Here is an 11,911-nt window from a genome sequence, read left to right as displayed (position 1 = left end):
CCGGCGCCAACCACTATGCCGAGGACGCCGACGGCCAGCCCTTTGCCAACAACAGCATCTACGTGATCGACCCGGGTGCGGCGATCACCGCGCGCTACGACAAGGTCGACCTGGTCCCGTTCGGCGAATACCTGCCGCTGCGCGGGCTCCTGGGCGCGATCGGCCTGGAAGCGGTGGCGGCCCGGGGCGAGTTCCGGCCAGGAGCCGGCCGGACCACGGAGGAGCTGCCGGGCATCCCGCCGTTCAGCCCGCTGATCTGTTACGAGGTGGCCTATCCGTCCGCCGCCACCGACGGCAGTGGCCGGGCGCAATGGCTCCTCAACGTGACCAACGACGCCTGGTTCGGCAGGAGTGCCGGCCCCTGGCAGCATCTGGCCCTGGCACGGATGCGCAGCGTGGAGGAAGGACTGCCGCTAGTGCGCGCCGCCAACACCGGCGTGTCGGTGGTGACCGACTCCTATGGCCGGATCCTGGCGGAGCTCGGCCTGGACGAGCGCGGCGTCATCGACGGGAAGCTGCCCGCCGCCCTGCCGGAGCGGCCGGTGGGCGGGCGTCTAGGTTCACTTTGGGGTTGGATAGCGATCAGCCTATTCGCCGCGGCTTGCCTGTTCGTTGAGTTTCGGTCACAACAGGACACTGATTGAGCGAACAGGCTCGCCGCAATGACGATCGAGCATCCGGACCCGGTTGATGTCCATGTCGGCAAGCGTCTGAAGCTTCGCCGCACGCTCGTGGGGATGAGCCAAGAACGGCTGGGTGAACTGCTGGGCGTCACGTTTCAGCAGATACAGAAGTACGAGCGCGGCGCCAACCGCATGGGCAGCTCTCGCCTGTTCGCGATTAGCCGAATTCTCGACACGCCGGTGGCCTGGTTCTTCGACGAGATGGAGGACGCTCCGCAGCGCGGCCTGGCCGAGGACCGGGGCGGCCGGTTCGATTTCTCGGGCGCGCCACGCGCAGCACCCGCTCCGCCGCTCAAGGTCTCCGGCACGGCCGTGGAGAACCGGGAGACGCTGGAACTGGTGCGCGCCTTCCATCGCATCGAGGACCCGACAATCCGCCGCCGCCTGGCCGAGCTGGCCAAGGCGCTGGCCGGCCTCTCCGCCGCCCGCCCGCCGGCGGACCGGGCGTATTCCCCGGGCAACGCGGCGGATTGGTCGCTGTCCCGGCCGCACCGGTCTTCTTGACCAGCACGTCGGTGCCGTTCAGAAGCATCCACGGTCACTATGGCGCGTTCGACCTGACCAACAGCTGGCAAGCGTCGGAATCCGACAGGTTCGTGCCTGTGGCACGGCCTGCGTCTGGGTGACCCCCGTGGTTTCGGAGAGTGGGCGATCAATGGCCTCGAACGACTTCCTTTTCACCAGCGAATCGGTGTCCGAGGGACATCCGGACAAGGTTTGCGACCGGATCTCCGACGAGGTCGTCGATCTCTACCTGGCCGAGTATCCTTACGCGCGTGTCGCGTGTGAAACGCTTGCCACCACCAACCGCGTGGTGATCGCGGGCGAGGTCCGTCCCGGTGCCGACAGCCGGATCGACAGCGAGGTGATCAAGGAGACCGCGCGCAAGGCGATCCGGGCCATCGGCTACGAGCAGGATGGCTTCCACTGGCGGAACTGCCAGATCGACGTGCTGCTCCACGAGCAGTCGGCCGACATCGCCCAGGGCGTGGACGCGGGCGAGAGCAAGGACGAGGGTGCCGGCGATCAGGGCATCATGTTCGGCTTCGCGGTCGACGAGACCCCGGAGCTGATGCCGGCGCCGATCTACTACGCGCACGAGATCCTGCGCCGCATGGCCGCCGACCGCCATTCCGGCAAGGTCAAGGGCTTTCAGCCGGATGCGAAGAGCCAGGTCACCCTGCGCTATGTCGACGGCAAGCCGGTGGCGGCCACTTCCGTCGTGGTCTCTACCCAGCATGACGCGGGCTTGAGCACGGCCGAGGTGCGCGAGCTGGTGCGGCCCTATGTCCGCTCCGTGCTGCCCGAGGGCTGGTTCCCGCCGGAGAGCGAGTTCTACGTCAACCCGACCGGCAATTTCGTGATCGGCGGGCCAGACGGCGACGCCGGCCTCACCGGCCGCAAGATCATCGTCGACACCTATGGCGGGGCCGCGCCCCACGGCGGCGGTGCCTTCTCCGGCAAGGACCCGACCAAAGTCGACCGCTCGGCGGCCTATGCCGCGCGCTACCTCGCCAAGAACGTCGTGGCGGCGGGCCTGGCGCGCAAATGCGTGATCCAGCTCTCCTACGCGATCGGCGTGTCCAAGCCGCTCTCGATCTATGTCGACACGTTCGGCACCGGCCAGGTCGACGAGGGCCGCCTTGCCAGCGTGCTGAACGAGGTCATGAACCTGAGCCCGCGTGGTATCCGCGAGCATCTGCACCTCAACCGGCCGATCTATGCGCGCACCGCCGCCTATGGCCATTTCGGCCATGCGGCCGAGACCGATGGCGGCTTCTCCTGGGAAGCCCGCAACCTGGTCGACGAGCTGAAGCGGGCGTTCAACTGAGCATGGCCGGGACCGACGCGACCGGGCCCGTCCCGGTCCGTCGCCAGATCTGGGGCCGGCGGCAGGGCCCGGGCCTCAAGCCCGCCCGCCGCCTCCTGCTGGACGAGCGGCTCCCGGCGCTGCGGATCACGCTGCCCGAGCAGGGCCAGCTCGATCCGGCGGCGCTGTTTTTCCGGCCGATGCAGGGCTTCCGCCTAGAGATCGGCTTCGGCGGGGGTGAGCATCTGGCCGCCCAGGCGAAGGCCCATCCCGAGCTGGGATTCCTGGGCGTCGAGCCGTTCCTGGACGGCGTGGGCAAGCTGGTCGCGGAGGTCGAGGCGGCCGGGTTCGACAACGTGCGGATCCTCCCCGACGACGCGCGGCTGCTCCTGCGGGTGCTGCCGGACCGCTGCCTGCAGCGCATCGACGTGCTGTTCCCGGACCCCTGGCCCAAGCCGCGCCACCACAAGCGCCGGATCGTGAACCGGCAGACCGTGCCGGAGATGGCGCGGACGCTGGTGCCGGCTGGCGAGTTGCGCCTCGCCACCGACATCGTCGACTATGCCCGCTGGATGCTGGATGCCGCCCTTGCCACGCCGGGTCTCGTCTGGACGGCGGAGCGTGCCTCGGACTGGACGGTGGCACCGCCCGACCATGTCCGGACCCGCTACCAGGCTAAGGCCGAGCGTGAGGGGCGCAGCCCGGCATTCTTCCGGTTCGTTCGTGACAGCCAGCCCGTATCATGAAAAACAAGCTCCTGCGCAGCTTTGATGAACTCACCGGCTGGGATAATATTCGACAGGGCTTGGTGCCATATTTCTACGACTGCTATTCTCTTCCTTTGTAATTTTTTAGCATCGCTGCGTGGGTCTACGGTGCCGGCGCAGGCACAGCCGGGTGATTCTCTTGCGCCCGTCGCCTGCATGCAGACACAGACGAGGGCTGACGACGAGCAGACCTTCAATCGCTTCCTGATCGTTGCGCTCCAGGAGGACCAGCAGGGTCTCAGGACGGAGCTCTCGAACCTGGCAGCCTCGATGCTCCGCCTGGCGCTGGACGGCGGTGCGGCGATCGAGGACTTCGAGGCGCCATGGACGCAGACAGCGCTCGGACTCTACGGTCAGCGGACCGGCGAGCGGATGTTGCAGCGCACGATGGAGAACGCCGGCATCATGGGGACAGGGCGCTGAAACGGCACCGCTCCCCCTTGAACTTCTCCGCCTGAGCGAGTATCTACCGCCACGTTCACTGCCACGCCGATGCGAGGTGAGTGGGTAGACGCCCGCTCCCTTTGGCATGCCGTTTTTCCAGGAGTCGCACCATCAGCACCCTCGTCGATCTGATCGAACCAAGCCTGCGGGGAATGGGCTTCGAGCTCGTCCAGGTCCGGCTTCTCGGCCAGACGCGCAGGACGCTGCAGGTCATGGCCGAGCCTTCCGACCCGGCCCGGGTGATGGACGTGGAGGACTGTGCCGACATCAGCCGGGCCATCTCGGCGATCCTGGACGTGCATGATCCCATTCCGGGAGCGTACACGCTGGAGGTCACCTCGCCCGGCATCGACCGGCCGCTCGTCAAGCTGGGCGACTATGCCCGGTTCGCCGGCCACCTGGCCAAGCTGGAGATCGAGCCCGACATCGAGGGGCGCAAGCGCTTCAAGGCCACCATCAAGGCCGTCGACGGCGAGGACATTGTGATCGAGCAGGACGGGCAGGAGTTCCGGGTGCCCTACCCGACCATCCGCAAGGCCCGCCTGGTACTCACCGACGCGTTGATCAAGGCGGCGCAGCAGGCTCACGAGGCCAGGCTCGCCGCACAGGACGAGAGCCCCGAGGGAGGCGTCTGATGGAAGCGATGGGTCCCGTGTTCGGCCGGGCCGAACTCCTGCGGATCGCCGAGGCCGTGGCGCAGGAAAAGGGCATCTCGCCGACCGAGGTCATCGAGGCCATGGAGCAGGCGATCGGCACCGCCGCCCGCCGCAAGTATGGTCAGGAGCTGGAGATCCGCGCCGAGATCGACCGCAAGACCGGCGACATCGGCATCTTCCGCGTGATGCAGGTGGTCGAGGAGGTCACCGAGCCGACCTTGCAGATCTCGCTGGCCGACGCCAAGCGCCTCAATCCGGCCGCCCACGAGGGCGACGTGATCGAGGACCCGCTGCCGCCGATCGACTATGGCCGCATCGCGGCGCAGTCGGCCAAGCAGGTGATCGTCCAGCGCGTGCGCGAGGCCGAGCGCGAGCGGCAGTACAACGAGTTCAAGGACCGGATCGGCGAGATCGTAGTCGGCGAGATCAAGCGGATCGAGCACGGCAACGTGCTGGTCGACCTCGGCAAGGCGGAAGCCATCTGCCGGCGCGACGACCTGATCCCGCGCGAGCTGTTCCGCAACAAGGACCGGATCCGGGCCTATCTCTACGACGTGAGCCACCAGACCCGCGGCCCGCAGATCTTCCTCTCGCGCACCCATCCCATGTTCATGGCGAAGCTGTTCGAGCAGGAAGTGCCAGAGATCTATGACGGCATCATCGAGATCAAGGGCTGCGCCCGCGATCCGGGCAGCCGGGCGAAGATCGCCGTGTATTCGCGGGAAGGCGGCATCGACCCGGTCGGCGCCTGCGTCGGCATGCGCGGCAGCCGCGTCCAGGCGGTGGTGCAGGAGCTGGCCGGTGAGAAGATCGACATCATCCCCTGGTCGCCCGACCCGGCCAACTTCGTGGTGAATGCCCTGGCTCCGGCCGAGGTGTCGCGCGTGGTGCTCGATCCGGACAACAACCGGATCGAGGTGGTGGTGCCCGACCACATGCAGCACATCGCGATCGGCCGGCGCGGCCAGAACGTCCGGCTCGCCAGCCAGTTGACCGGCTGGGAGATCGACATCATCTCCGAGACGGAGGACAGCGAGAAGCGTTCGGCGATCTTCCGCCGCCGCATCGAACTGTTCACCGAGGCCCTGAACGTCGAGACCGTGATCGCCGAGCTGCTCGCCACCGAGGAGTTCGATTCGGTCGCCGACGTCGCCTATTGCCCGCCGGAGGAACTGGCCGCGATCGAGGGCTTCGACGAGGAGATCGCCCAGGCCCTGATCGAGCGCGCCCATTCCTGGCTGCAGGAGCAGCAGGAGGCGCTGGCCGCCGAGGCGGGGGAGCTCGGCATCGCCGACGACCTGCTCCAGTTCGAGCAGCTGGAGCTGGCTCATGCGGTCGAGATCGGCCGCAAGGGCATCAAGACACTGGAGGATCTGGCCGACCTCTCTGGTGACGAGCTGGTCGAGCTCCTGCCCGAGGCCGGTCTGACCGGTGAGACGGCAGGCGAGATCATCATGGCGGCCCGGGTGGCGCTCGGCTGGATCGAGCCGCCCGCCGCCGAGACCGAAACGGAAGCGGAGCACGCTTGAGCGAGACGACGATCGCGATCATCGAGGAGCCTGCCGGCACGGCGCGCAACCCGCGCCGCTCCGTCCTGTCGCGCGAGCGCCAGGACCGCTGCGGCATGCTCCGCTTTGTCCGTGATCCCGAGGGCCGGCTGGTCTTCGACGTCGACGCCCGCCTGCCCGGCCGCGGCTTCTGGCTGGAAGCCGACCGCGCCAGCCTGGAGCTGGCGCTGAAGCGGCGGGCGCTCGCCCGTGCGGCCGGTCCCGAGGTCCGGGTTCCGGACGACCTTCCCCAGCAGGTCGAGGCGGCCCTGGTGCGCCGCGGCCTGGACCGGATCGGGCTAGCCCGCCGAGCCGGCGCACTGCTGAACGGCTTCGACGAGGTCGAGCGCTGCCTGCGCGCCAAGCGGGGCAGGCTCCTGATCCAGGCTATGGACGCAGCGGAGGACGGGCTGCAAAAGCTGGGCCGGATCGCGGTCGACCTGCCAGTGGTCCGGCTGTTCGACCGCTCAGAGCTTGGCCGGGCACTCGGCCGCGACGAGGCCGTCCATCTCGTGGTCACTCACGAGAGCCACGCCACGCCGCTTTTGGCGATCACGCGCCGCCTAGCCGGGTTCCGGCAGGCTGGCGCGGATCACCCCACCACGATGACGACATCGACCGAACGACAGGAACGGCTCGCCTCATGAACGATCCGAAGGGTCAGGACAACAAAGCCCGGATCGGCCTCCGCCCGTCTGGCACCGGCGGCAGCGCCGGTCGCATGGATCTCCCCCGCAAGACGGTCGACGTCGGCACGGTGAAGCAGGCGCGCTCGCACGGCGTGCTGAGCAAGCCGGTCCAGGTCGAGGTGCGCAAGTCGCGCGGGACCGGCCAGGCTCCGGTAGCACCGCGTCCCACGTCCGGCGCAGGGGCCGATCAGGCCAGCCGCGCGCCGGCGACGGGTGTCGGGCGCCCGGGTGGTGAGACTCGCGGCTCTGGTGGCGGCAATCGCGGGCCGGTGCGCCTGCGTGCCCTGACCGAGGCCGAGCAGCAGGCACGACTCCAGGCGGTGATCGTCAACCAGCGCCGTGCCGAGGAGGATCGCAAGCGCCTCGAGGAAGAGGCGCGGCAGCGGGCGATCGAGGAGGAGCGGCGCCGCGTCGAGGCCGAGGCCGAGGCCAAGCGTCGCGCCGAGGAGGAAACCCGGCGCAAGGCCGAGGAGGAGATCCGCCGCAAGGCCGAGGAGCAGGCTCGCCGCCTGCTCGAGGAGCAGGAGCGCAAGGCCGCAGTGGCAGCGCCGCAGCCGGCGCGGCCGGCCGAGGCCCCTGCCCCGGCACGGACCGAGGAGCGCCCGGCGGTCAGGCCGGCCGCCGCCGCGCCCGAGGCGCCGCGTGCGCCGCAGCCGGCCGCGCGCTTCGGCTTTGAGGCGCTAGAGGAGAAGCGTCCGGTCAAGGGCAAGGCTGCCGCCAAGGCACCCAAGCTCATGGCGCCGGCTGCCCGCAAGGACGACGCCGGCAAGGTCAAGGGCCGGATCGTGCTCGGTGCCGAGGGTGACATCGAGGAGCGGCGTGCTCCTTCGGTGGCCGCCATGCGTCGCCGCCAGCAGAAGGGCCGCCAGCAGGTCCAGCAGCCGACGGAGCTGATCGTCCGAGACGTCGCGATCCCGGACGTCATCACCGTGCAGGAGCTGGCCACCCGCATGGCGGTCCGCTCGGGCGAGGTGGTCAAGGTTCTGATGAAGAACAAGATCCTCGCCACACCGGCGCAGACCATCGATGCCGACACGGCCGAGCTGGTGGTGTCCGAGTTCGGCCACCGGCCCAAGCGGGTGTCCGAATCGATGATCGAGGAGGGCATCGAGGGCCTGACGGTCGACGAGGATGTCGACCTACAGCCGCGCTCGCCGGTCGTCACGGTCATGGGCCATGTCGACCACGGCAAGACCTCGCTGCTCGACGCGCTCCGCAACGCGGACGTGGCGGCGCACGAGGCCGGCGGCATCACCCAGCATATCGGCGCGTATCGGGTCGATATCGGCCAGGGCATGCCGGTGACCTTCATCGACACACCCGGCCACGCGGCGTTCACCCAGATGCGCGCCCGCGGCGCCTCGGTGACGGACATCGTCATCCTGGTGGTCGCGGCCGATGACGGCGTGATGCCGCAGACGATCGAGGCGATCCGCCACGCCCAGGCGGCCAAGGTGCCGATCGTGGTGGCGATCAACAAGATCGACCGTCCCGAGGCCGACCCGAACCGGGTCAAGAGCGAGCTGCTCAGCTACGACGTGGTCACCGAGGACTTCGGCGGCGACGTCCAGGCGGTCGAGGTGTCGGCGCTCAAGAAGCTCGGCCTGGAGAAGCTGATCGAATCGGTCCAGCTCCAGGCGGAGCTGCTCGACCTCAAGGCCAACCCGGATCGCGAGGCGCAGGGCACCATCATCGAGGCGCGGCTCGACCGCGGCCGCGGCGTGGTGGCCACCGCCCTGGTCCAGAAGGGCACGCTCCGGGTCGGCGACACGGTGGTGTGCGGCACGACCTCGGGCCGCATCCGTGCCCTGGTCGACGACCGCGGCCAGAACGTGGCCGAGGCCGGCCCGTCCGTACCAGTCGAGATCCTGGGCCTGGATGGCGTGCCGAGCGCCGGCGACCTGCTCTCGGCGACCGACAGCCCGGACCGGGCGCGCGAGATCGCCGAGTACCGGCAGCGCAAGAAGCGCGAGGCCCAGCTCGTGGCGACCGCGGGCGCCCGTGGCTCGCTGGAGGACATGTTCTCGAAGATCAAGGAAGGCGAGCTCAAGGAGCTGCCGGTCGTGATCAAGACGGACGTGCATGGTTCGCTCGAGGCGGTGCAGGCCGGCCTGCAGAAGCTCGGCACCGAGGAAGTCTCAGTGCGGATCCTCCATGGCGGCGTCGGTGCCATCACCGAGAGCGACGTCACCCTGGCGGCGGCGTCGAGCGGCGTGATCCTGGGCTTCAACGTGCGGGCCAATGCGCCGGCGCGCGAACTGGCCAAGCGCGACGGCGTGGAGATCCGCTACTACTCGATCATCTACGAGTTGCTCGACGAGATGAAGGCGCTCCTCTCCGGCCTGCTGGCGCCGGAGGCCAAGGAGGTCACCCTCGGCCATGCGGAGATCCGCGAGATCTTCGTGGTGCAGCGGATCGGCAAGATCGCCGGCTGCCGCGTCACGGACGGCCTCATCAAGCGGACCTCGCGGGTGCGCCTGCTGCGGGACGACGTGGTCATCCACGAGGGTGCCCTGGGCTCGCTCAAGCGCTTCAAGGACGATGTCCGCGAGGTGCGCGAGGGCTTCGAGTGCGGTCTCTCGCTGGAGGGCTACAACGACATCCGCATCGGCGATGTCGTCGAGGCCTACGAGGTCCAGGAGGTCGCGCGAAGCCTGTGAGCGGACGTTCCCGTGGCCACGGAGCGGGCGGCAGTGCCCGCTCCGGTGCGCCGTCACAACGGCAGATGCGGGTCGGCGAGGCGGTAAGGCACCGCCTCGCCGATGTCTTCATGCGCCATGAGCTGCACGACCCCGAACTGCAGGACGCGCACGTAACCGTGTCCGAGGTGCGGATGAGCCCGGACCTGAAGCAGGCCACCGTGTTCGTCGCCGAGCTCGGCCGCGACCGGATCCGTCCGGAAGTGATGAAGGCGCTGATCCGCGCCTGCCCCCATCTGACCGCCAGGCTCGGCCGCGAGATGGACCTGAAATACGGCCCGCGCCTGCGCATCGTCCCGGACGAGACGTTCGGCGAGGCATCGAAGGTCGAGACCCTGCTGGCCCGCGAGCTGGCGTCATTGCCCCCGCGCGATGGCGAGGAAGATCCCCAATGAGCCGCAGACGCGCCAAGGGCATCCCGATCCATGGCTGGCTGTGCGTGGACAAGCCCGGCGGGATGACCTCGACCCATGTGGTCAACGTCATCAAGCGGGCGACCAACGCGCAGAAGGTCGGCCATGGCGGCACGCTCGACCCGCTGGCGACCGGCGTCCTGCCGATCGCTCTGGGCGATGCGACCAAGACCGTCATGTACGTGATGGACGCCCGCAAGGCCTACGAGTTCACGATCAGGTTCGGCGAGGCGACCGACACGGACGACAGCGACGGCGTGGTGATCGGTCGCTCGGACGTACGGCCGACCCGTGAGCAGATCGAGGCGGTGCTGCCGGATTTCCGGGGCGAGATCATGCAGCGGCCGCCGATCTATGCCGCAGTCAAGATCGACGGCGAGCGCGCCTACGACCTCGCCCGGCGTGGCGAGGAAGTGGTCCTGGAGCCCCGCCCGATCCGGATCGACAGCCTGGAGCTGGTGGACATGCCGGATGCCGACCACGCCGTCATGGCGATGGGCTCCGGCAAGGGCGCCTATGTCCGGGCGGTGGCGCGCGACCTGGGCGAGGCGCTCGGCACCGTCGCCCACGTCACCCAGCTGCGCCGCACCGTGGTTGGCCCCTTCAACATCGAAACATCCGTGCGGCTGGACGACCTCGAGGCGCTGATCGCCGAGGAAAGCCTGCCGCAGGTGCTTGTTCCCGTGGCGACCGCGCTGGCCGGCATCCCGGCGCTCGCCGTCACGGAACCGCAAGCCCACCGTCTGACCGCCGGCCAGGCTATCGTGGCTCTCCCGCACATGATCGAGGGAGAGCTCGGGGCCGAGCCGATGGTCCGGGCGATGTGGGGCGGCCGGCTGGTCGCGCTTACCCGGTTCGAGGAAGGCGAATTGCAGCCGGTCCGCGTATTCATGACCTCGATGCCGATGGAACGTAGACGATGACGATCACCGCCGAGCGCAAGGCCGAGCTCATCAAGGAGTACGCCACCCACCCGGGCGACACCGGTTCGCCCGAGGTCCAGGTGTCGATCCTGTCCGAGCGGGTCACCAACTTGACCGAGCATCTGAAGACCCACCAGAAGGATTTCCACTCCCGCCGTGGTCTCCTGATGATGGTCGGCCAGCGGCGCAGCCTGCTGGACTATCTCAAGCGCAAGGACGCCAACCGCTACAAGGCACTGATCGAGCGTCTCGGCCTGCGCAAGTGATTTGGGGCGCCGCCTGAAGGCGCCCCTTTGCGTCCGGTGACCCCTGCCCGACCCGATCGGCCGGGGTCACCGGAGGCGGACCGTCCGCGAGGTGCGGGCGGTCCGGCCCTTCCCTGACCGCGGCCGGTCGATGCCGGGGTCGCGGCCACGGAAGTAGACCCCGCCGAACGTGACGGACGGGGCGACGAAGGGAAACTGGGGATATGTTCAACCTTACCCGCAAGTCGATGACCTGGGGCGGCAAGCCGCTCTCGCTGGAGAGCGGCAAGATCGCCCGCCAGGCCGATGGCGCCGTCCTGGCCACCCACGGCGAGACCGTCGTGCTGTGCGCGGTGGTCGCCGCCAAGGAGAAGAAGCCCGGGCAGGACTTCTTCCCGCTGACCGTGAACTACCAGGAGAAGGCGTTCGCCGCGGGCAAGATCCCCGGTGGCTTCTTCAAGCGCGAAGGGCGGCCGTCGGAGAAGGAGACCCTGATCTCCCGGCTGATCGACCGGCCGATCCGCCCGCTCTTCCCCGGCGAGTTCAAGAACGAGGTCCAGGTCGTCGTCACCGTGCTGGCGCATGACGGCGAGACCGACACCGACATCATCTCGATGATCGGCGCCTCGGCGGCGCTGACCATCTCCGGCGTGCCGTTCCTGGGTCCGATCGCAGCGGCCAAGGTCGGCTACCAGGATGGTGCCTACATCCTGAACCCGACGGTCGAGCAGCTGAAGACCTCCGAGCTCGACTTGGTCGTGGCCGGCACTGCCGACGCGGTCATGATGGTCGAATCGGAAGCCAAGGAGCTGTCCGAGGAGGTCATGCTGGGTGCCGTCATGCACGGCCACCAGGAGATGCAGCCGGTCATCGACCTGATCATCGAGTTTGCCGAGCAGTGCGCCAAGGACCCCTGGGAGCTGGAGGAGGCCGACAACGCCGAGCTCGCCGCCGAGCTGGAGAAGCTCGTGGGTGCGGACCTGCGCGCCGCCTATGCCGAGAAGGGCAAGCAGGCCCGTCACGACAAGGTCGACC

The 11,911-nt window shown here is 68.8% G+C and carries 12 protein-coding genes and 1 pseudogene; all 13 read left to right on the top strand.

Features of this window, described 5'->3' with window-relative positions:
* Window positions 1-644: apolipoprotein N-acyltransferase (gene lnt, locus EQG76_RS08610; protein WP_159712452.1), on the top strand; the 644-nt coding region annotated here is incomplete at its 5' end.
* Window positions 645-662: 18 nt separating this feature from the next.
* Window positions 663-1,187, top strand: coding sequence for a helix-turn-helix domain-containing protein (locus tag EQG76_RS08605; protein ID WP_159712450.1), 525 nt, complete (start codon window positions 663-665; stop codon window positions 1,185-1,187).
* A gap of 151 nt (window positions 1,188-1,338) precedes the next feature.
* Complete coding sequence (gene metK / locus EQG76_RS08600) at window positions 1,339-2,514, top strand: methionine adenosyltransferase (RefSeq protein ID WP_159712448.1); 1,176 nt, start codon at window positions 1,339-1,341, stop codon at window positions 2,512-2,514.
* Window positions 2,515-2,516: 2 nt separating this feature from the next.
* Window positions 2,517-3,239: a tRNA (guanosine(46)-N7)-methyltransferase TrmB gene (gene trmB / locus EQG76_RS08595; protein WP_159712446.1), complete on the top strand. Its 723-nt coding sequence runs from the start codon at window positions 2,517-2,519 to the stop codon at window positions 3,237-3,239.
* A 177-nt stretch (window positions 3,240-3,416) separates the two neighbouring features.
* The gene (locus EQG76_RS08590; protein ID WP_159712444.1) at window positions 3,417-3,683 is read left to right on the top strand and encodes a hypothetical protein; all 267 of its coding nucleotides are present in this window, start codon (window positions 3,417-3,419) and stop codon (window positions 3,681-3,683) included.
* 80 nt (window positions 3,684-3,763) lie between these two features.
* A complete protein-coding gene (gene rimP / locus EQG76_RS08585; RefSeq protein WP_255476494.1) occupies window positions 3,764-4,339 on the top strand; it encodes a ribosome maturation factor RimP in 576 nt (191 codons plus the stop codon).
* A gap of 8 nt (window positions 4,340-4,347) precedes the next feature.
* Entirely contained in the window at window positions 4,348-5,889 is a 1,542-nt protein-coding gene (gene nusA, locus EQG76_RS08580) for a transcription termination factor NusA (RefSeq protein ID WP_159712456.1), read from the top strand.
* Window positions 5,886-6,554, top strand: coding sequence for a DUF448 domain-containing protein (locus EQG76_RS08575; protein ID WP_159712440.1), 669 nt, complete (start codon window positions 5,886-5,888; stop codon window positions 6,552-6,554). The genes nusA and EQG76_RS08575 overlap by 4 nt, the downstream gene beginning before the upstream one ends.
* Window positions 6,551-9,256 carry a translation initiation factor IF-2 gene (gene infB / locus EQG76_RS08570; RefSeq protein ID WP_159712438.1) on the top strand — a complete coding sequence of 902 codons (2,706 nt, stop codon included), beginning with the start codon at window positions 6,551-6,553 and terminating at the stop codon, window positions 9,254-9,256. The genes EQG76_RS08575 and infB overlap by 4 nt, the downstream gene beginning before the upstream one ends.
* A 110-nt stretch (window positions 9,257-9,366) precedes the next feature.
* Window positions 9,367-9,690 carry a 30S ribosome-binding factor RbfA gene (gene rbfA, locus EQG76_RS08565; RefSeq protein WP_407925515.1) on the top strand — a complete coding sequence of 108 codons (324 nt, stop codon included), beginning with the start codon at window positions 9,367-9,369 and terminating at the stop codon, window positions 9,688-9,690.
* Complete coding sequence (gene truB, locus EQG76_RS08560) at window positions 9,687-10,631, top strand: tRNA pseudouridine(55) synthase TruB (RefSeq protein ID WP_159712436.1); 945 nt, start codon at window positions 9,687-9,689, stop codon at window positions 10,629-10,631. Before rbfA ends, truB begins: the two co-directional genes overlap by 4 nt.
* A complete protein-coding gene (gene rpsO, locus EQG76_RS08555; RefSeq protein ID WP_159712434.1) occupies window positions 10,628-10,897 on the top strand; it encodes a 30S ribosomal protein S15 in 270 nt (89 codons plus the stop codon). Before truB ends, rpsO begins: the two co-directional genes overlap by 4 nt.
* Window positions 10,898-11,100: 203 nt before the next feature.
* Window positions 11,101-11,911 (top strand): annotated as a pseudogene (locus tag EQG76_RS08550) (polyribonucleotide nucleotidyltransferase); the annotation flags it as partial.

Source organism: Geminicoccus flavidas, assembly GCF_009806515.1.
Lineage (GTDB): Bacteria > Pseudomonadota > Alphaproteobacteria > Geminicoccales > Geminicoccaceae > Geminicoccus > Geminicoccus flavidus.
Note: the sequence above shows the minus strand (reverse complement) of the source record. Positions and strands in the feature narration are given on the sequence as shown.